The 21,374-nt window shown below is 63.6% G+C and carries 11 protein-coding genes; 2 read left to right on the forward strand and 9 right to left on the reverse strand.

Annotated elements, in window-relative coordinates:
- Positions 1-56: 56 nt before the first annotated feature.
- A complete protein-coding gene (locus tag AB7O82_RS18120) occupies positions 57-740 on the forward strand; it encodes a hypothetical protein (protein ID WP_428541791.1) in 684 nt (227 codons plus the stop codon).
- A 109-nt stretch (positions 741-849) separates the two neighbouring features.
- Positions 850-3,582, forward strand: coding sequence for a methyltransferase domain-containing protein (locus AB7O82_RS18125; RefSeq protein WP_428541794.1), 2,733 nt, complete (start codon positions 850-852; stop codon positions 3,580-3,582).
- Between the two features lie 259 nt (positions 3,583-3,841).
- On the opposite strand, the gene AB7O82_RS18130 is transcribed toward AB7O82_RS18125, so the two are convergent.
- From AB7O82_RS18130 to AB7O82_RS18170, 9 genes are all read right to left on the reverse strand, one after another.
- Positions 3,842-4,087 (reverse strand): acyl carrier protein, encoded by a 246-nt coding sequence (locus AB7O82_RS18130; protein ID WP_428541797.1) that lies wholly within the window; start codon positions 4,085-4,087, stop codon positions 3,842-3,844.
- Positions 4,084-5,769 carry an AMP-binding protein gene (locus tag AB7O82_RS18135; protein WP_428541800.1) on the reverse strand — a complete coding sequence of 562 codons (1,686 nt, stop codon included), beginning with the start codon at positions 5,767-5,769 and terminating at the stop codon, positions 4,084-4,086. The genes AB7O82_RS18130 and AB7O82_RS18135 overlap by 4 nt, the downstream gene beginning before the upstream one ends.
- Positions 5,766-7,343, reverse strand: coding sequence for a hypothetical protein (locus AB7O82_RS18140; RefSeq protein WP_428541803.1), 1,578 nt, complete (start codon positions 7,341-7,343; stop codon positions 5,766-5,768). Before AB7O82_RS18140 ends, AB7O82_RS18135 begins: the two co-directional genes overlap by 4 nt.
- Before the next feature lie 21 nt (positions 7,344-7,364).
- Positions 7,365-8,654 carry an AMP-binding protein gene (locus AB7O82_RS18145; protein ID WP_428619907.1) on the reverse strand — a complete coding sequence of 430 codons (1,290 nt, stop codon included), beginning with the start codon at positions 8,652-8,654 and terminating at the stop codon, positions 7,365-7,367.
- A gap of 45 nt (positions 8,655-8,699) precedes the next feature.
- Positions 8,700-10,073, reverse strand: a complete 1,374-nt coding sequence (locus tag AB7O82_RS18150; RefSeq protein ID WP_428541809.1) for a hypothetical protein — start codon at positions 10,071-10,073, stop codon at positions 8,700-8,702.
- A gap of 115 nt (positions 10,074-10,188) precedes the next feature.
- The gene (locus tag AB7O82_RS18155) at positions 10,189-13,869 is read right to left on the reverse strand and encodes a methyltransferase domain-containing protein (protein ID WP_428541812.1); all 3,681 of its coding nucleotides are present in this window, start codon (positions 13,867-13,869) and stop codon (positions 10,189-10,191) included.
- A gap of 99 nt (positions 13,870-13,968) precedes the next feature.
- Positions 13,969-14,223 carry a hypothetical protein gene (locus AB7O82_RS18160; protein ID WP_428619908.1) on the reverse strand — a complete coding sequence of 85 codons (255 nt, stop codon included), beginning with the start codon at positions 14,221-14,223 and terminating at the stop codon, positions 13,969-13,971.
- Positions 14,224-14,289: 66 nt separating this feature from the next.
- Positions 14,290-16,257, reverse strand: a complete 1,968-nt coding sequence (asnB, locus tag AB7O82_RS18165) for an asparagine synthase (glutamine-hydrolyzing) (protein WP_428541815.1) — start codon at positions 16,255-16,257, stop codon at positions 14,290-14,292.
- Positions 16,258-16,266: 9 nt separating this feature from the next.
- A complete protein-coding gene (locus tag AB7O82_RS18170; RefSeq protein WP_428619910.1) occupies positions 16,267-20,604 on the reverse strand; it encodes a tetratricopeptide repeat protein in 4,338 nt (1,445 codons plus the stop codon).
- Between the last annotated feature and the right edge of the window lie 770 nt (positions 20,605-21,374).

The raw sequence follows: 21,374 nt of genomic DNA on the forward strand, positions 1-21,374 counted from the left end.
ACGGCCCACTGATACGGACTCGACTGTCGGTTCGTCCTGCACTCTGGAGCTGATCGATGCAGCGTCAGGCTGGTTCTGGTGATTTGGCCTTCCTCGACGGCTACCTGTTCCGGGTCATGGTCCAGATCCTGAAATCGGAAGGCGTGAATGAATCGGGCCTGTACAACTACTACCGCGCGCGAGTCGAGGAGGTGGGCTTCGCGCTCAGCCACTACGACCGCATGCTGGTCGATTACGTGCAGGCGCGGTTCGATCGCCAGAGCCGGCGCATCGTGCATGCCGGCACCGGTCTCGGCACCCTGCCGTGCGCGCTGGCCTTCGCGGGCTACACGGTAGCCGCCCTCGAGCAGGATGCCGGACGGATTCGGGCAGCCAGCCAGGTCCATGCTGCCCTGGCCGACGCCTGGCCGGCGGCCGCCGAACGCTATCAGCTGATCGGCGGCGAGTTTCCGACGGTGCTCGGCGGCACGCCGTGGCTGGGGCCGAAAACGGTGCTGATCTTCACCAATTGCGTCACCACCTGGCCCGACGAGCTCAACGCGAAGATCATGGCGTCCCTGAAGACCTGCGGCGATGTCATCATGGACACGCGGTTGTTCGGCCAGATGCGGGACACGCCGGACGAACGCTACGCCTTCGTCCGCCAGCTCGAAGCGCAGGGGATTGACGCGGCCCCGATGGCCGAGAGCCCGCCGGATGCGTTCTACTATCACCTCAAGCCGACGCTCGGCGCGCCATGACCATCGAGGCGCCGGTCATTGGACCGCGGGCGTCCCGCCCGCTCGGAGCTATGAGGCGGCCGTCCCGCCCGCTCGGAATCATGAGGCGGGCGGGACGCCCGCGGTCCGCATGAGCATCGACACGCTCGCCGACCTGTTGAAGAGCCGCGGAGTCAAGGCGGTCAGCTACTTTCACACCGATCACTTCGAGCCGTGGTCGACAAGCATCGATGAACCGAGCGCCCGGGCCGTCGAGCGCATGGCCGAGATGGCGCGGCGGTCGCCCTATGCGAAGCGCCTCAGCCTGTTCTACAGCGTGTTCATCCCGTACCGCCCTGCCGCCGACGGGCCGCCTGGTCCCGACGATTCTATGGTGCCGGGCGACGGGGTCGTGTTCTGCGGCAGGTCGGCGCGGCAGGAGGAGCTGGCGCGCGCAGTGATCCAGCCGCTGGCCGCGGACGGCGGGCACGAGATGCATCTGCATGTTCATCACGAGTACTGGACGCGCAACAGCTCGTACTTCGACAACCCGACATCGCACTGGGTCAATTCTTGCAGCACGGCCTGCGCCGACGACCGGCGGCTCGATCTGCATTTCCGGCTGGCCAGGCAGGCGATCGCGCGCGAGATCGGCGCGCCCTTTGAGCGCTGGGCCTTCATTCACGGCAACTGGGCGCTCAACGCCTCCGATGCGCAGATCTGCCAGGTGAGCGGCGAGATGGCGATGATCATGCGCCATGGCGGCTTCGGCGATTTCTCCTTTCCGGCCGGACGCAGCTACTGTGACCCCGCGATGAAGAGGCCGTTCACCTGCCTGCCCCTCGAGCTGCCGCGCGCCTACGACGATCGGCGCGCCGATCCGCGGCCGGTCGAGAAGGGAACGAAGGCCCTGACCCCCGACCGCTTCTTCATCTGGAACGCCCCCATCAAGTCGGTCGATTCGTCGCTCGACTACTATTCGGCGGCGAACCGGGCGCTGCTCCGCAATCCCGAGCGCGTGGTCGTGACCTGGCTTGCGAAGTCGGTCTGTCTCGGACGAAGGCTCTACATAAAGACCCACGCCCATTCGATGAAGGCCGACTACCGGCTCGCCGAACCCGACTCGCTCATTCCCCATTGCCATCCCGACATCGTCGCAATCTTCGATTGCCTCGCGCGCGTTTGCGATCGAGCGGGTATCGAGCTCCAGTTTCATACGGTGAACGACGTGATGGACCATCTTGGTGCGCTTGACGGCGGGCTGGACGCGTCCGCACCCGTCTCCCGGGCGACCGCCCGACCGGTCGATGCCGCGGAAGAGGAAGCTGGGCCGGCGACGGGCGCGCCGCCACCGGAAGCGACGCCTCCGCCGGTGACGATCGACGCCATGACCCACGAGCTCGCCGCGCTGCATCGCATCTGGAAGGTCGGAGGCGGCGCGCGGTTCGGCGTCGATGAGCTTTACGAGGCCAAGCTCGCGCTCCGGGCGCCCCTCGAAGCCTATGAATCGGCGATCGCGACGGCGATTGCCGAACGCTATCCGGCCGCCGCGACGCGTGTGATCGAGGTCGGCGCAGGCTGGGGCGGCCTTTCCATCCTGCTGGCGCGGCTGGGTTTCGAGGTCTATGCCTTCGAAGGCAACGCCGCGCGTCATGCCGCGACGCGATGGCATTTCGACGAGCAGGTCCGACGCCATCCGGCCTTGCGCGGCAAGCTGCTGCTGGCACCGGAGGGCATGTTCCCCGAAGTCTTCTCCAGGACCGCGCTGGCCAAGGACAAGATCAACCTCGGCGTCGCAACCAACATCACGAGCACCTACAGCAGCGACAACCAGGAGGCGATCGTCGAGGCGGCAACCCAGTTCGACGAGATGATCCTCGATCTCGGCCGGTTCGGACGGACGCGCGACCATCAGGCCGAGCGCAGCCAGCTGCTCGGCCGGGTGGCGGAGCATGGCCTCCGGCCGGCCGAGCGGCTGTACTTCCAGCCGCCCTACGAGTACTGGCGCCTGCGCAGCCGCCTGGCCCAGCCGACGGCGCGCCGGACGACGGCCGGGAACCTGCTCCGGCCGGCGAGCTCGCTGTTCTCCGTGTTCGGCGACAGGCGCCTGCCCGAGTGCCCGGTCTGCCGGTCCGCCGACATCGTTCCGCTTTGGCGCATGCCGATGACGGACCTCGAACAGCCGCTGACCGTCTTCGGCGGCTACTTCAACCAGATCCCGACCCTGCAGGTGCCGGCGAAGACTTTCTGCTTCGACTTCTGCGAATCCTGTGAAAGCGTTTTCCTCAACCCGGTGCCGGGCCGGCAGAAGGACGGCTATCGCACGACCGATCACTACATCCGCAAGATGCGCAACGCCGCGGAATGGCAGGGCTACCGGGACGTCTACCGCAAGTTCGCGCGCTGGATCCCGCAGGACGCGACGGTGATGGTCGATGCCGCCTGCGGCATCGGCCAGTACCTGCATGTCGCGCGCGAGCTCGGCAAGAACCGGTGGCAGCGGCTGATCGGGCTGGAGCTCTCGGAGAAATATGTCGAGCACATGAACGAGGAGGGCCTTGAGGCCTATGTCTTCGACATCGACACCGACGAGCTGGGCGGCATCGTCGCGCCCGGCAGCGTCGACTTCATCAGCTTTTGCGAGGCGTTCGAGCATGTCGAACGGCCGATCGACGGGCTGCGCAAGCTGCTGGCCGCGCTGAGGCCCGGCGGCCGGCTCTTCTTCACCGCCCAGCGCTACGGCAGCGACGTGCGATCGGCGGTGCGTCCGGGCGAGCCGATCTATATCGGCCAGAAGGTGATCGACGAGCTGCCGCGGCTCGGCTGCCGGGTCGTCGACCTGACGACCAGCGACACACGCTACTTCGTGGTGCTGGAGAAGTAGGCGCGGTTAGGGCTGTAGGGGCACGCTGAACCGGGTGACCGGGTCGGCCGACAGTGGCGGCAAGCGGTATCTGCCAGGGCGTGATTTTCTTGGATTGAAGCGCCAAAGAATGACCTCACCCTCAGGAGCGGCCGTCAGGCCGCGTCTCGAAGGGTGGGCCAAAGGCAAGCCTGTTGCTCACCCTTCGAGACGCCACGCTCTGCGTGGCTCCTCAGGGTGAGGTCATTTTTTGGTGCGCCAATCCACGACAATCTACGCCCTACGCCCGAGGCGATTCTCGCACGATCGGCACGAGATCGCGGATCGTGGCGGCGCGGTATGTCTTCTCGATGTCGACGGCGACACCGAGCTTGACGCCGATCTCGAGCAGAATGCGGACGTGCGCCAGGGAGTCCCATCCCGGCACGTCGCTGGCCGTCATCTCCGGCGTTATCTCCGACGGCGCGTTGCCGGTTTCCTGTCCGATCGCATCGATGACGGTCGCCAGGACCTCTTCGTCGTTCATGTCGCGATCACCCCTTCTCCGACTATCTGCTGCAGCCGCGCCAGGTTCTCCTTGCGACTGATCTTGCCGCTGGTCGTCTTGATCAGCCAGCCCTCCTCGACGATGTGCACGCGCCAGGGCGTGACCTCGAAGGTCGAATGGACCACCTGCATGATGCCGCGACGAAGGTCGGCCTCCGCCCGCGTCGACCCGCGCTGCCTTTCGCAAATGACGACGAGACTCTCGCTGCCGATGCGAGCGTTGAACAACGGAACCGCGACGCTTCTGCCCGGCTTCAGCCCTTCCAGCCGCGATACGACGGCCTCGACCTCGTGGGCATAGAGATTGCGGCCGTTGACGATGATCAGGTCATCGATCCGCCCCAGCACATAGACCCGATCCTCCAGGACGAAGCCGAGGTCTCGGGTGAAGTACGTGCCGTCGACGAGGCGTTCGGCCGTTCGCTCCGGGTCCTTGTTGTAGCCCGAGAACAGGAACTCGCCGCGAATGCCGATCTCGCCGACGGTCGGATTCGGCAACAAGCGCCGCTGCGCGTCGTAGACGGCCACCTCGATGCCGGCGATCGGCCTGCCTGTCTCCAGCAGCTCGTCGCCCACCTCGCCCGGCGCCACCCGGCGAGGGGCAGACCCGCGTTCCAGCGAGCGGGGATCCACGCGTAACCGTCCGACCGGCATGCCGAGCCGGGTCTGCGATACCGCGAACACCGTTTCGGCCATGGCGTAGCAGCACTGCAGCTGATCGGTGCGCACGCCGGAGGCGGCGAAGGCCGCCGCGAAACGATCGAAGGACGCAGCCTTGCAGGGTTCCGAACAGTTGATGAAAGCCCGCACCTTGGACAGGTCGTAATCCGCCGCCCGGCGACCGGCCACTGTCGCCATGTGATCGAAAGCGAAATTGGGCAGCCAGGCCAGCGTCCCGCCCCGGTTGGCCAGGGAATCGAGCAGGAGCTCCGGCCGGGCGAGCCAGGTGAACGGATCGATATGGATGATCGGGATGCCCAGATAGGCCGGCATCAGACAGCAGGCCATCAGGCCCATGTCGTGATAGAGCGGCAACCACGAGACGATCACGTCCGATGGCGTCGCCTCGATCGCCGTTGCATAACTCTCGATCTGGCGAACGATGGCGTTGTAGGTGAGTGCGACGCCTTTCTTCAGGCCGGTGGTGCCGGAGCTGTGCTGGAGCAGCGCGGTGGCGCCGCTCGGTTGCATGACGAATTCCCCCATCGCCGAACCCAGATCCTCCAGCACGATCCGGTGCGTCGACCCGATGTCCAGTCCCGCTGCATCCACCTCGGAGAACGTTGCCCGATCGGCGACGATGGCCGCGGGCCGTGTTCGGTCCAGCAACGTCTGGTGCGAAGACCAATAGATGCCGGGATCTTGGCGCGGGGACGTGCACGGCATGTAGGACGGCACAAAGCCACCGAGCATCGCGCCGATGAACGCACCGTACAGCTCGGGCCGGTGTCGAATAAAGACAAGAACCGTCTGGCCTTCACGAACTCCTACGCTCACGTAGGCCGAGGTAAATCGACCGGCCAATATCTCCAGATCGCGCCATGTAAGTGCCGTTTCATCCTCATTGCCGATCAGTCGACAAAACAAAGCACTCGATCGCTCTTCAAAATGCCGCTTCAGCCGCCTGTCAAAGGCGTACCATGAAGTCGAATGTTGGGTCACCTCTGAGACACCAACGCTCTGTCCACCCCATGCTTAGCGCAGTACATTAAACGTTGTTGCGGAAACGGTCGGGTGTAGGCAAAGCCGGCCCTGCGAAATCGCGTTATCAATTTCTCCTGCTCTCGCGGGTCCGGCCGTTGGTCGATCAGCATCGAAGGATCAAAAAGAATTGCGTCGTACGACTCAAGCCGGACTAAGATGGCTTCCCTCTGTACTGCCGAAACGGTGAGTAATAGTTGTGTCGCCACGCCCAGCGTGGACTTGTTCTCCTCTCTTTCTGGAACGATTTCGTTCTTCGCGTCAAAATCATTGCCGATCAATCGGCATGCACGAAGGTACTTCCACCCTTCCACCATGGCCGAAAAACGACCAGAAAATGGGTCGAATCCTATAGTCTGATTGCCGAACGCGGAGAGAAGAAAGGCGATTTCACCCAGTCCCGCCCGAAAGACATGATAGTGTTCAAACTGAGGAAGAAATCGAAGCACGACATCCGCGACCTCCAGATCGCGCTCGCCAACAATGATCCCACGTTCCAGCAAAAGCGCGTAGTGCGCATGGAGTCCACTATCGTCGATGCCTAATCGCGCAAGTCTTTCACGATGAAAAGGTACGAGCAAGGCATTCAACGCGGCGGATACAGTCTGTAACGGTCGGTACTTCGGATGCGAGGTGATTCTCGCACTCTCCGGGAGATGCTCGTTTTCAATATGCTTGAAGTAAACCAGCTTAAGAAGCGCTTCGGCCACGACGAATTGACAGTCGGGATTGTAATGATAAATATCTGCGCCATTATTTGCCAACATTCTCTGACGCCCGTAACGCGCGACAATCTTAGTGGGATCGAAGAAGTCGACACCGCATTCTGCGGTCGCCTGCTTCACGATTTCTTGTAGCTTTCCACGATCTGCCATCAAAGTGCCAGCCAGACCCGGCACTTGGAAGTGCGACACAAAGATCCACTGATTTACAGCATTAGCCTTCATCTTTTCGATGAGTTGCTTAGTCGTTCCAAGGCTGATTTCTTCTAGCCGTACCTCACGCAGCACACTTTCGATGACGACTCTGTCCTCACGACAAACTGACGATGGAAGTCCTGCAAGTGCATCTCTAACAATCTCCTCAGATATGTGCTGACCTAGCGAAAAGGCCCGATACCACGGCAACAAGGCCGCGCCGTACTTCGACACAAAGTTCCTCATAAAAACTTGTATCTGAAAGAAGAATTCACGATAGCGGACCTGTCGAAGTTCGGACACCTCCACAACGAAGACGTCCACGTCCTTAATGACATCTCGCGGCCAACCGCTCGGCGTTAATGCATTTCTTGCATCGTCGAAAATAAAAGGTAGCAAATAAGTTGGAATTTCACTTTCGCCAATGCTGAGGCGCAGCATTTGATGTGCTTCAGCTAGCGTGTAGCTAACTGCATAGTTGTTCGCCCACACTTTGATTAGCTCGCCTTTACTGGCCAGCGCTTCGAATGGATCGTGAACTCGGCAGCTTCCGTGAACGGCTATCCTGACCGGCAGGGTAGCTCCTCTCCATCCTTTGGGAACGTCAAAGACTCGCATATTCAGATTTCCAGCAAGGCGTCAAAAAACCTTGGGAAGAATAATAATTCGATCGGGCACGAATCCGAAACTTCCATCGGACCAGCTCAAGATTTCCTCTGCTTCACCGAATCCTCGCTCCTGAATTTGCTTTATTAAAGAATCGCGTTCCACCTCCGTGTCGCGCACCCGGAAGAACATTCGAGCCCCAAGAATCACACCATCGGCACGCCTTAGCACATCGAAAACCCGAATCTCTTGCTCGGTTGTCAATGTGCTGCCAAGGCTAGGCACAATGACGATAGTTTTCTCGTTGATGAATGGATTGGCCTCGTCTGGATAAGATCCGCGAATTGCAGTAAAGCGCTTAGACAAATCTGTGTCGAATCGCTCAGCAAGTCTTGCAGTTAGTCTCTTCATCATCTCAAAATGGGCATGGGACGCTTCCAATCCCGCTGTTCGTACGCCGGTCAGAGCAAGAAACTGCGAGCACTGTGCGATCCCTGCACCGACCTCAAGCATCGTGCGGGTGGCGCCGAAGCGCCGAATCACAAATGCCGCGATAGCTCGATCAATCCTCGACAGTCCGATATTGTTCCCGATGTACCTATGTTTGTACCATTGATGAATGTCCCCCGCCTCCCTCTGTTCATCTAGAAGAAACGATAAAATTTCGTCGCTGACGAGGTCCGCAAGATCCCGACAATTATCGTTGCTTCGTGCAAGCGCCCGTGGTGCCACGTCCTCATCGACCTGGGCAGCTTCGACTGGGTCAACATCATTTATGACATCCAGCCTCAGTCCCCCTATCCACAGACCCGAACGACCGTCCCCTGGGTACTGCGCTCCCCCACCTTTGACAGTCATTATGGTTACGAGGAGTTCTGGGATCACTTTATCGGCATCAGGAACAATGAGAGTTAGGTTGTCTTGAGCCGATCCAAGAATCCCCTTAAAATCCATCACACAGCTGCTCTCGATAACAACGGCGGTAGCGTCAGAGGCTTCCAGCATTGTGGAGTTTCTCTTCGGTGGAAAGCGTGTATTAAGCGGTACGTACGTGCAGCCCGCTAACAGTGTTCCGATAACTGCACTGTAAGCAATCACAGAACGGTGCGCGAAAATTGCTACTCTGCTGCCAGCCGGTATTCCAGCTGCAGCCAAGGAAGCCGTCACGCGTGCTGCCTGTTCAAATAGCTCCCGATATGTAGGACGGTCTCCGCCCACGCATAGAGCAGGCCGATCGGCATGGCGCAGCGCAGACGCAACAAGACGTTCCCCTAAACGCCATGCTCCTGGGTAAGCAAGGGAGTCAAATTCAGCGCTGTTCATATGAGAGGGGAACTCCTGCCTAATTGTCCTTTGCACAAGAGGTTGTCATCGCCCGCAAAGTTCTCGATGCCAGGTTTGGCTCCCACCACGTCCCGCTCGATTAAACAGGCACTTGACTGCATCTTCGGGTTGCAGCGCCTGCATTGGTAGGACTTCGTAGCCGTAATCCGGTGGAGGTACTTCTAGCGGCTTGTTCTCACGCGCAATAGCGCGACGGAAAACCAGATTCTGCTCGAGACGGATGAAGCCTTCCGTGTCGGTGGGCATTCGAATTGCGCCCGGTGTTCCCGTGGTCCAGACGGCGAGCGGCTGGCGTAGCTTTTCTGTTAGTGGTAACAGAAGGTTACTCTCGATCAGAGCGCGGGCACCATTCGATACGAATATTCCGTAGGAGGAGGCGAGACGTCCATCTGCGTAGGCAAGTGGCTTAAATGCGATCAAGTTGTTGTAGACATGCGCGGTGACTCTGCCAAAAATACGCGGATGCCGTTGGCCAGTTCTGGCAAAGACATTTCCTTCAACCGTTAGGTACATCGAAGGGTGAGTTTGGCGATTCATCTCAGAATCGTGCTCACTGCAAGTATTTAGTCCACCAACCTGCGGGCAATTGTACGTTCCAAACAACATTACCTTGTCGTTGTCGTGTATGAAGTTGTATAGAATCGAGATTCGAGAGCGCTCAGGTAATGGCCAATTCGGACTGACAGTGATGTCTATGCAACTATGCCCACATTTCGACAGGTCGTTGTGAATTATGGCCACTCGATCAAATCTTCCATTTACCACTATGGTGCTGGCTGCTTCTGGATAAGACTCGGGCACGTAGCCAGTTTTGCGCATCGCAAGCTGAGAAATTATGACGTTCTGTACGCCGTCGGAAATGTAGGTTAAGATCGTCTTGCTCTCGTAGGGCGCCTCCAACGTTATATCAACGCAAGAACCGTCGACTGTGACATTGCTCGGTACGCGAAGCGTCCTCTTTAGGACGAGCCGTGCATGCGCCGGCAGTTTCCGATCGAAGACAATCCATGCTGGCTTTTTGTTGCGCTGTGCAGTGTCCAAGTGATTTCGCAGCGACCCTGGGATGGCGGGTTCGTGAGAACCATAGTCTTCCAACGTTGTAACTGTAAGCAACTGCCCGCCATGGCCTCCGGTCGTACCAGCCGCTCCGGCATATCCGCCGATCTCATCGATAAGATCGGCGCCCACGACGATGCCGTTCGCGACCGTCAGACCGGGATGTGTTCCAGGCTCGGAGCTGACGCATGCTTGCACTGGTCGACTATCTTGGGAGGCGAGAGAGGTCTCGACGACGCCTACCACAGCGGAAACGGCTTTCGACTGTGCGGCTACCAGTGATGACTGCCCCACGAGGCAAGCTAACAGCATTGCCAATGCATACCTGTAGTAGGTAGTCACGTTGATCTTCATTGCTCCGTCGCGCTCGTCGTGATGGCTGCAATGTCGACGTTCAGGATCGGCATGTTGCGCACCGTTTCAACAAGCCATCGGCGAGCCCACACATTCGCCGGCCCTACTTTTCAAGGACGACGTAGTAGCGCATGCCGCTCGTCGTCGCGTCCACGACCTTGCAGCCCAGGCGGCTCGGCAGCTCCTTCATGACCTTCTCGCCGATGTAAATCGGTTCGCCCGGGCGCACAGCGGCCTGGACGTCGGGGCCGTAGCGTTGCGCCGTGAAGAAGATGCGGCCGCCGGGCCGCAGCGTGGCGAGGAGCTTCCGCAGGGAATCGAGCGGGCGCTCGACGTGCTCGAAGGCCTCGCAGAACGTGATGAAATCGACGCTGCCCGGCTTGACGAACTGGTCGAGATCGTCATTGTCGATGTCGACCGAATGGGCCTCCAGGCCCTGGCTCCGCATGTAGTCGACATATTTCTCGGAGAGCTCGAGCCCGATCAGCCGGTGCCAGCGTTCGGGCGAACGCTCGCGCGCGACCTGAAGGTAGGGGCCGATGCCGCACGCGGCGTCCATCAAGGTCGTCGCGTCCTCGGGAATCCACTTCGCGAACCGATCATAGGCATTCACGTAGCCCTGCCACTGGGCCTCGTTGTCCTTCAGGGTGCGCAGATAATGGTCGCTCTTGCGATACTGGTCCTTCTGGGTCTTCGGCGCCGGGTTGAGGAAGATGCTCTCGCAGTCGCGACAGAAGTCGAAGCAATAGACCGTCGCGGGGACCTGAAGCGTCGGGATCTGATTGAAATACCCGCCGAAGACGCTGATCGGCTCCTTCAGGCTGGACATCGGCATCCGCCACAGGACCGTCGTCTTTTCACCATGGCACACGGGGCAGGCATCGATGTGCCGATCGCCATAAACCGAGTAGAGGACACCGGCCTGGCCGCTCAGCGGGAACACCGGCTCCTCGACCCGTCGCGCCCTGGCCGGACTCTCTTGCCTTGCCGGCCCAGTCCCTGCCGGCGCCGGGGCGGCGGCGTGCGCCGGCGCCGGCCTGACCGGCAGTGATGTAACGACCGCCGGTTTCGCCGCGGCGGCTACCACGGCGGGAGCGGGGGGCCGCCTGGCGCGAAACAGCCAGTATTCGTAGGGAGCCGAGAAGTACAAGCGCTCGACGGGCTTCAGGCCGGCCCTCGCCAGCTCTTGCCGCAGGGTGTCGCGCTCGTCCTGCGCGTTGCGGACACGGCCGAAGCGGCCGAGGTCGACGATGGTTGCATCGAAACCGCCGATGGCCTGGATGATCGCGGCGTGGTGATTGGCGGTGTAGCTGCAGGTGATGTTGGTGGCGACACAGAGACGCCTGCCGCTGCTCATGCGCGTATCGAGGCCCGGCGCTTCCGGAAAGAAGCCCGGCGTGAAAGCGATCCGCTCGTCGAGCTCCGGATGGTGCTGAAGATACTCCTCGAGGTGCCAGGCGCAGGCGGCCGCGCGCCGTCGATCTCCCTCGAAGCCATGAACGGCAAAGCCGTTGCGAGCCAGCAGCAGGGCGAGCGCCCCGTAGCCGCTGCCGATCTCGACGATCTCGGTGTCACGCTCGAAGCGCTGGCCGATGGCGGCGGCGATCGCCGTCTCATAGGCCTCGAGCGTGCTGTTGCGGGCAAGCTTGGAGGCATAGAGGTCGTCGGGCTGGTGCGGCGCGCCTTCGCCGGCCACCCAGCTGCGTTGCAGGACGAGCAGCTCGTTGTTGAATTCGGCAACATCGACGGTCCGTCGGCTGACGACGGGGCTTGTCACGCTGTCCATTGATCCCTCCGCAGGGCTTTGCGACCCTGGAGCCGCGTCTGCGTTGATGGTCCGGAAGTGCCAGATCTCGTTCGGGTCATTGCGCCAGACCGACCTCACCGGCTCGGCGATTGCCGCGATCCTGGCTCGAAACGACGCGGCGGCATCGGGTTCGTACCGGCGGATGCCGAAGCGCGTGGTGTCGATCAGGAGGTCGTCGAACGACCCGGCGGCTTCGAGGATGGCGTCCTGTCTCCCGGCCGAGGCCGATGCAACGATGTTCGTGGTCACCAGCACAGCGCGACGATCGGCTCGCAATGTCGAGACGTCGAAGGCGTCCGGGAACCAGCCGCAGACCGTGCTCACCTTGCCGCCGGCTGCAGCGATCTGCCGGGCCATCGCCTCTTTCAGGACGCTGAGGCCGGCGAAGCGCGATCGGTCACCCTCGAAGGCGACCACGTCGTAACCCGCGGTGGCGAGCAGCAGGCTCAGGCTGCCGTAGCCCACGCCAACCTCGACAATCGTGCTGTCCCTGGTCGGAAATTCGGCCAGGATGCAGTCGAGGAGCGCGCGCTCGTAATTCTGCAGGATATGACCCGTCGCGAGCAGTTCCCGGTAGAAATCGCCGGCTCCTTGCACATGGGCCGGATCACTGTGGATCCAGCCGCGCAGGATCGACATCATCTCCTGCTCCGATGCGGCAAACCGCTCGGCGGGTGGCGCGTCCGCCACGCGCACGCGAGCGGCCAGCCCGTGCGCGATGCTCCTGCGTCCGTGCGGCTCCGCCGCCCGCCCGACGCGGCGCTGGGCCGGAACGAGGCCAGGCAACGCCGCTGCCGCCGGTGCCTCCCGCATGCGTTCGCGCAGCCGCGGTCCGGGTCCGTCCCAGGCGGCGCGCACATCGGCCATGTCGCGCCCGTCGTCGAACGCCCCGATCAGCTCCATCACCTCGTTGACGGTAACGGGCTTGAATTCGACGCCGGCGCGATCGCAGGCCCTCACCAGCTCCTCGAAGACCTTCACGACGTCGGGATGGCAGTGCGGGATCGGCGAGCCGTCCTCGCTGATCTTGTACTCCCACTTCATGGAATGCGCGTGGGTCTTGATGAACAGCGCGTTTCCCAGGCTCACCGAGTTGTCGAGCCACTGCGCAACCAATGTCGCGGGATCCCTGAACAGCTCGCGATTGGCCGCCGAGTAGTAGTCGATCGACGAGAACGTGGCCTTGATCGGCGAGTTCCAGATGAAGAACCGGCCCGGATCGAGGGCCTTGCTGCCGTGCTCGATCTGGCGCGGATCGGAGGCCGGGTCGTCATACGGACGCGTGCCGTCGATCGGCAGGCACGTGAACGGCGCCAGCAGCTCGGGGTCGCAATAGCCACGGCCGGCGGGAAACGAGAAATCACCGAAGCCGCCGTGCCGCATGATCATGGAGAGCTCGGTCTCGATCTTGCAGATCAGCGGATCGGAGGCGGCGAGCGCCCAGTTGCCATGGACAAACGCCCAGCGCTCGAAGGGCGCGCCCAGCTCCCGGGCGATCACTTCCCTGGCCAGCCGGAAGAAGAGATCGAGCCGTCCCTCGTCCAGGGTGGCCGTGCTGTTGGCATTGACCCATCGCGAGACGGGATTGTCAAAGTTCGAATCGTTGCGCGTCCAGAATTCGTGATGGACGTGGAGATGGAACTCGTGGCCGCCGGCTGCCATCAGCGGCCGGATGACCTGCTGTGCCAACTTCTCCTGCTCCTGCGAGCGCCCACCGAACGTGACACCGTCTCCCTCGACCCGCTGCCGGGCGACCTTGGCGGAGCCGGGAGGCACGAGATGGTAGGGCACATAAGGGCAGTAGAAGATGCTGATCTTGCGCCCGTAGGGAGAGGCGCGAGACATCTCGTGAAAACGTTCGACGCCGCGCGCGGTCTTTTCGTTCAATCCCAAGGACCACGGCTCGAAGTGATCCGTATGGAAGTAGTAGACGGACCGAATCGCCTGGCTCTTCAGGATGTCGGCAAGATCGGCCATCGATTGCTCGTCACCATGATCCTTGCGGGTCGCCAGCGCCCCGCTGCTGCTTGAGTGTCCCGCTGCTATTTGCGGAGGAGTCGCGTCGACCTCATGGCATCAGGGCATGGCACGCGCGGCTGCCCCCTTCATCGGCCAGCGGCCTATCCCCGCCTGCGACGGCCTGGATATTCTCGTTCTGCGCGTCGCCGCGTTGGTGGCATCGAGCCACGAGCGCAGCCGTTTCTCCTCGCTCATCCGGAAGACGCCTCCCAACACAGATGCTGTCGGCGGGATCTTGAGATGCTTGCGTGCCGGGGGAGTCTTGCGCGAATCGGCACCCTTGTCGAGCCGGTCGACCCGACGCTGTTGCATATCACGTGGACGCCTGACTCCCGCTTCTTCTCCCCAGCGGAGCTGGGGAAGAGAGGTGGGCCGGCATTACTCGGCGGCCAACTCGGGCGCAGCGCCCGGGGTGTCGGCGGGGACCGGGAGGCTCTGATCCGTCCAGGTAAAGCCGGCAAACGGATCATCGCCTTCAGCGAGCCGCTGGTTGCTGTCGCTGTCGATCCACGTCCGGTACCACATCTCGAGGCAGACCAGCGACCACAGGCGGGTGCCGTGGTCGAGCGGTCCAGCCGCCCGATGCTCGGCCAGCAGCTGCTTCACGAAGTCTCGCCGCATGATGCCGCGATCGAGGAAGCGCTCGCTGAGCAGGAGTTCGTCGGTCTGGCGGCTGATCTCCTCCTTCATGAACTTGGCGACGGGGACGCGAAACCCGACCTTCGGGCGATACATGCATTCGTGCGGCAAATACGGTTCGAGCGCCTTCTTCAGGAGCGCCTTGCCTTCGCGATCCCAGATCTTGCGGTCGGGCGGGATGCCGGCAACCCATTCGGCCAGCTCGTGATTGAGGAACGGCGCGCGGGTCTCGAGGCCATGGGCCATGGCGGCGATGTCGACCTTGACCAGCAGATCGTCGGGCAGGTAGGTCGCCTGGTCAAAGCGCGCCGCCATTTCCTCCGGCATGACCTCGCCGGCGTAGTAGGGCAGCAGGCGTTCGTAGGAACAGTTGCCCAGGTAGGGCAGCATCGCGATGCCGCTGCCGGCCAGCTTGTGGCCCTCGCGAAAGCGCTCCAGCATGAAACCGTAACCGTCGGCCGCTGCCCGGCCGGCATCGTTGCCGGCGGGCGGCGTCAGGTACAATTCACCGATACGGCGCGCGCCGCGCGGCGGCACGCTGCGGCGCATGTCGCCATAGGTGAAATAGCGGGCATAGCCCAGCAGGGTCTCGTCCGCGCCGTCGCCGGTCAGGGCCACCGTCACCGAGCGGCGCGTCTCGCGCGACAGCGCATAGGTGACGAGCGCGGAGGAGTCGGAGAACGGCTCGCCATAGTGCCAGGCAAGGTCGCCCAAGCTGCTCAGCAAGCCGCTGTCGAAGGTGAAGACATTGTGATCGGTGTCATAGCGCTCGGCGACCATCGTCGCATATCGGGTCTCGTCGTAGTCGCCGAAGCCGAAGCCCGAGGAGAAGGTCTTGATGCCGGCGCCGTGCGAGGACGACATCAGGGCCACGACGGCACTCGAGTCGACGCCGCCGGACAGGAATGCGCCGAGCGGCACGTCGGCGACGAGGCAGCGGCGCACGGCGTGACGCAGCCGTTCGATCAGCTCGTGCTGGAGCGATTCGCTCGTGCCCACCGTCGCGCCATCGCCCGGCATCGGCAGCTGCCAGTAGCGATGGATCTCCGGCCGCTTGCCGGCGTCGCAGACCATGAAATGGGCGGGCTGAAGCCGGCCGATGCCGGCGAAAGCGGTTCCCGGCCCGAGGGTGAAGCCGAACGTGAGGTAATCGTGCAGGGCCGCCATGTCCGGCCGGCGCGGCATGCCGGGCCAGGTCAGCAGGGCCTTGATCTCGGACCCGAAGACGAACGCATCCGGCCGGTCGGTGTAGTAGAGCGGCTTCTCGCCGAAGCGATCACGCGCCAGGACCAGGCGCTTCTTCGCAGAGTCCCAGATGGCGATCGCGAACATGCCGACGAGCTTGGAGAACAGGTCGGTTCCCCACTTGCGGTAGCCGTTGACCAGGACCTCGGTGTCGCTGCGATTGCGGAACGGGTAGCCCTCGGCCTGCAGCTCGGCGCGCAAGTCGAGGAAGTTGTAGATCTCGCCGTTGAACACGATGTGCACCGTGTCCGTCACGTCGTGCATCGGCTGTGCCGCCGCGTTGCTCGTGTCGATGATAGCGAGCCGGGTATGGGCCAGGGCAACGTGGCTGTCGGCCCAGACGCCGCGGCCGTCCGGTCCGCGATGATGCAGGATCGCCGCCATGGCCTCGGCCCGGCCGAGCAACTCGGCGATATCGACGCTTTGCGGAGTCTTCAGCAGGGCACCGGCCAGACCGCACATCGTTGCACCCTAATTTTCAATAGCCATCCCGTAGACCTCGAGGTTGCGCCGCAACATGGTCTCGACGCCGAAGCGGTTGCGCACGAAGTGCGGCGCCCGCTCGGCGGCAACCTGTCGCCAGTCGCGATCCGTCAGGCAATGCAAGACGCGCTCCGCCAGGCGTACCGCATCGGCATCGCCGATCGTCCAGCCCGTGACGCCTTGCTCGACCACCTCGCTCATGCCGCCGACATCGGGCGCCACCACGGGCACGCCCAGGGCTTGCGCCTCCAGCAGCACGTTCGGCAATCCCTCGTGTCGCGATGTCAGCAGCACGACGTCCATCATCCGGTACCACGAGCCGATGTTCGACTGAGGGCCCGGTAGGTGCACGCGATCGGCGATGCCGAGCGCCGCCGCATGGCTGCGCATCTCGTCGCGCATCGGTCCGTCGCCGCAGACGACGAAATGCGCGGCATCATTCTGCCGTGCCACCGCCGCGGCGACATCGAGCCACAGGAGCGGCCGCTTCTCCTCGCTCATGCGGTAGATGCCGCCGAGCACGGGTGCGCCGGGTGGGATGCCCAGTGCCTGGCGCGCCCGGGCCGTTTCCTCGGAATCGACTGCGCTGTCGAGGCGATCGAAATCGATGCCGTTGTAGACGACCTCGACGCGCTCCGGCGCAAGCCCGAGCCACTCGGCATAGTCGTTGGCGCCAGCGCGGCTGTTGTTGCTCAGCACGACGGCGGGATGCTCGAGCACGGCGCGGTAGGCTTCCCTCATGAAGCGCCTGAGCCGCCGCCGCGGATTGTCGGGACGAACGCTGCGGCAGCACAGGATGATTCGCGGCACGCCGGCCAGCAAGGCCGCGACCACCGCGGTAAGGTTGGTAGAATCCTGCCAGGCATGCACGACCTGCGGCCGGCGGCGGCGGAACTCGCGCAGCCAGAATGCGATCGGCCCCGTCATGTCGGCCGGGAAGTGCCGGATCACGTCGGCAAAAGGAACAACCTCCGGGTGCCACAGATAGTCCTCGGTGGCCCGCGGATCGGGCACCACGATTTCGACGCCGGCATCCTCGAGAAGCGGCAGGAAGAAATCGCGCCGCAACGACGACGTGAGGGAGATGCAGAACAGCGCAAGGTCGAGGCCGAAGGCGCGGTTGCCCAGTCCCCGCAACATGGTCACCAGCTGCCGTTCGGCGCCGCCCGGCGCCAGGGTGGCGCTGATGGCAACCACGCGCCGGGGCATCGGATCGTAGGGCTCGACCCTGGTCTCCGCGATCCGCATCACATGCGCGAAGAGCTGCTCGGGGACCAGGATCTCACCGACCGTCGGCACGCCGCGCCGCATTGCCAGGGGATCGAAGCCCAGCTCGCGCAGAAGCCGTGTCGTGTCGAACAGGCCCTTCGCGACTTCGACGTTGCGGGGATCGAGCTCGCGGCTGTCGAGCAGGTGATGGAAGGCGCCATCGGGAACGCCCTGGCGCAGATAGTGAAGGCCGAGCTGGGCATGGCATGCCGGATTTTCCGGCTGGGCGGCGATCGCACGTTGGTAGTATGCAATTGCCCGCTCCTCGAACAATGCGGCTGCGGCTGCGCCGCCGAGCGCCATCCAGGTCTCCGGTGTTTTGCCGAGGGTCGCCTCGGCGTCCTCGAGCGCAGCGAGCGCCTCGGGCTCGCGCTCGGCGCCGGCGAGCCAGAAGATCAACTCCCGCCAAGCTTGAGGATTGCCGGCATCGAGCGCGCAAATCCTGCGAAAATCCGCGATGGCCGCATCGACCTGCCCGAGCGCGCGCAACAGTCGGCCACGATAGCCCAGCGTGGTGACACTGCCGGGCTCGACGAGCAGCGCCCGGTTGTAGATCTCCAGCGCCTCCGGAAGCCGATCGAGCCGATTGAAGCATTGGCCTATCCGGCGCAGCGTCTCGGCGCGGTCCGGCTCGAGGCGCAAGCGCGTGCGATAGATCTCGATCGCTTCCGCCCATCGCTCTTGCTCGCGCAGCAGAGTCGCGAAATTGTCGAGCGCGACCGGATGCTGGCCATCCAGCGCCAGGGCCTGTCGATACTCCGCCTCCGCTTCGGCGGCCTGCCCGGTCTGCTCCATCAACCGAGCCCGAAGCAGGATCGCGGGCACCGAATCGCGTCGCAGGTCGCCTCGCAGGTCCCACGCCTCGACGGCACGGATTGCGGCGGCGTCCCGCCGTTCCAACAGCTGGGTGAGACGCCTCAGCGCCTCCTGGTTCTGCAGATCGATCTTCAAGACATCGAGCAGAGCTTCCACCGCGCCTGGATCACGGCGGGTGTAGAGGATGCGCGCAATCTGCACCTTCGGTTCGAGGAGGTCGGGCGCGAGCTCCTGCACCTTGGACCACAACGTGAAAGCTTCGTCGGGTCTTCCGCTGGCTGAATAAGCCCTGCCGACCGCGGTCAGTGTCTCGACATCCGACGGAGCCAGCTCGACGGCGCGCCGGAACGCGGCGTCCGCCCGGGCCGGCTGGTGCTGGCCCGCCTGGAGCCGTCCCATCCCGAGCCACGGCCCGACGGCCGTCGGGTCGAGCTCGGACCAGCGCGTGAACCAGTCGATCGCCGCTTCCGGATCGCTTTGCTCGAGGATCCTGCCGAGCGAGGCGCAGGCTTCGCCATGGGTCGGATGTTGCTCGAGCACCATCCTGAAGGCCATTTCGGCTTCAGGCAGGCGCTGCTCGCGGAGATGGATCCGGGCCATCTGGAGCCATGGCTCGACCGCTGCGGAGTCGAGCTCGGCGAGGCGCGACCAGCAGGCGAGCGAGGCTTCGGGATCGGCGATGCGCAGGACACGTCCAAGCAGTGTCAGCGCGCTGCGATGGTCGGGCTCTCGAGCCAGGATCGATTCCAGCTCGGCGCGGGCTGCGTTGGTGTCACCTGCCTGACGGCACGCTTCCGCCAGGTCGAGACGCGGCTCGATCCGTTCGGGGTCGAGCCGTGTCACGACTCGCCAGGCGTCGCGTGCGGCAGGCCAATTGCCGAGTCGCCCGTTAACGCGGCCCAGAGAGCGCCACGCCGCCGGATTGTCGGGCTCGAGCTCGGTCAGCTCGGCATAGACGCGCTGCGCCTGATCAAGGCGACCATCCTCGAGCAGCGCGCGTGCCAGCATCTGTTTGGGCTCCGGCGAAGCCGGCTCCTCCATCGTCAGGCGGGTCGCGATGGCGGCCGCGTCGGCCCATCGGTGCTGACGCAGATAAAGACGCGACAGACCTGCCATCGCGCGCGTGTTTCTCCCGTCGGCGTCGAGAAGCTGCCCGAGGATCGCTTCGGCTTCGTCGAGCTTGCCCTCGCGCTCGGCAGATCGGGCCTGCTGCAGCAATTGACCAAGCGATATCCGGTTCAGGATCCTGTCCGGCCGAGACAGGGGCGATCGATGGCGCACGCCCACCGTTGCCTCGCGGCCAGTCGCCTGCCGCCCCGAGAGGCGTTCGGCACGGGCGAGCATCGCCTCCGCGTCCTGCGGGTCCGCGCCCGGCACAGGCGCGCCTTTCTCCGGCCTCAACAGGCGTTGCGCGCGGTCGGCCAACGCGGCGCGGGCCTGCGAGTCCAGCGCCGCTTCCGGCGTTCCCGGCTCCGGCGCTTCCAGCCGACGCGCCCAGTCGAGCAGGGCCGCCCGCTTCTGCGACTCCGGCGAGTCAGGGACCGCCGCGGCCTCGGGCGCGGAGCGACCATTGGAGTCTTCCAGGATCGCCTGAATGCGATCCCTCCGGAGTTGCGGTTCGATGGCTTCGGGAGCGATCTCGATCAGTCGATTCAACGCGCCGAGCGCACTGTCGAAGCGACCGAGCTGCTCGAAGCAGACCGCCGCGCCGCGCAACGCCTCAGGCATGTCCGGCACCACGCCCAGGGCCGCGTCGTAGCGGGCGAGGGCGGCCTCGGGCGTGTGCGGCGCAGCGGCGGAAGCGCTGTCGACGATCGCGCCGGCGATCGCGACCGCGCCCTCCCGGGCACGGTCGACGGTCGGTGAAAGGGACTGGAGCCGGCGACCGATCTCGACCGCAAACGCCACTCCCGTGAGGGGAGCCGCCAACCTGTCAGCGCGGACGAGGCGCTTGCCGATCTCCTCGAGCGCCGCGATGGCCTTTTCGTGACCCGGTTGCCGCGACACGACGTGCCAGTAATGATCCGCCGCCCGTTGCAGGTCGCCGTTGCGATGCAGGGCGCGGGCGAGCTGGAATACCGGCGACGCATTCTCCGGGTCCACGGCGACGGCTCTCTGCCAGACCTCCACCGCCTCATCGTATCGCCGGCTGCGCAGCAGCAACCGGCCGAGGCCAATCAAGGCGCTGAGACGGTCGGGATGGCGGGACAGGATTTTTCGGTAGCTCGTCTCGGCGGGCACCGTCCGCCCGGCGCGGCCATGGAAGCGGGCGACCCGCAGGTGCCATTCCGACGCATCGAACAGGCGGAGGCGAACGGCCGACCAGAAGGGATCCCGTGCGGTTCCATTCCGAGGTTGCGCGTCATCATCGCCATTGCGTTCGGTAATGGACGTCGCGGAGTGCGGGTGCTTTACGCGGCCTCGAGTAGCGGGATCGGGCTCGCTGATCATCGTGCAGCTGCCTTCCACATCAGGGTGCCGATGTTACCCTGATTCGTCAGTCAAATGCATTACCGGATCGTTGCATCGCCCTCGCCTCGGCACCCTGGTTGGCGTGAATTGTCGCGGTCAATGGCGAGCGCGCCGGCAAGCTTGACGCTCGTCGGGCGCTCTGGTCTGCTGCCCTCGCGGTCTCCTGGCTTTGCGAAAATATTGTGGCTCTTCGCGGCTTCGAGTGGGTGAATGTGGGGCATCATAGAGGGTTTGATGCCTGTGGATATTGAGCTTTTCGTTGGTCGGGCAGGTCGAGAAATCTGGCACGCTTTGGCATGGGCGATCGAGCGAAGCCGAAGCGACATCTATCGGAAGCGTACAAGTATCCGGGCTTTCGGCCGCGGGCGACGATTCGCGAGGTCGAGGGTGACGCGGGCACGCTGATCGTCAGCCTCGAACGGCGCTCAAAAAACCCGATGCGGCAGCTGCGGCCAAGTCTGTCGGAGCTGGTATGACAGTCGGCAACGGCGCGTGCGTGATCTTGGCTGTGGTGGATATCGGGTTGTTCTGGAGCTCGA

The organism is Reyranella sp. (assembly GCF_050185545.1).
Classification (GTDB): Bacteria; Pseudomonadota; Alphaproteobacteria; order Reyranellales; family Reyranellaceae; genus Reyranella.

What these genes read in the sequence shown, in the direction of transcription:
- AB7O82_RS18120 (WP_428541791.1), top strand. Translation starts at nt 57, where the DNA reads ATGCAGCGTCAGGCTGGTTCTGGTGATTTGGCCTTCCTCGACGGCTAC.
- AB7O82_RS18125 (WP_428541794.1), top strand. Translation starts at nt 850, where the DNA reads ATGAGCATCGACACGCTCGCCGACCTGTTGAAGAGCCGCGGAGTCAAG.
- AB7O82_RS18130 (WP_428541797.1), bottom strand. Translation starts at nt 4,087, where the DNA reads ATGAACGACGAAGAGGTCCTGGCGACCGTCATCGATGCGATCGGACAG.
- AB7O82_RS18140 (WP_428541803.1), bottom strand. Translation starts at nt 7,343, where the DNA reads ATGCGAGTCTTTGACGTTCCCAAAGGATGGAGAGGAGCTACCCTGCCG.
- AB7O82_RS18145 (WP_428619907.1), bottom strand. Translation starts at nt 8,654, where the DNA reads ATGAACAGCGCTGAATTTGACTCCCTTGCTTACCCAGGAGCATGGCGT.
- AB7O82_RS18155 (WP_428541812.1), bottom strand. Translation starts at nt 13,869, where the DNA reads ATGGCCGATCTTGCCGACATCCTGAAGAGCCAGGCGATTCGGTCCGTC.
- AB7O82_RS18160 (WP_428619908.1), bottom strand. Translation starts at nt 14,223, where the DNA reads ATGCAACAGCGTCGGGTCGACCGGCTCGACAAGGGTGCCGATTCGCGC.
- asnB (WP_428541815.1), bottom strand. Translation starts at nt 16,257, where the DNA reads ATGTGCGGTCTGGCCGGTGCCCTGCTGAAGACTCCGCAAAGCGTCGAT.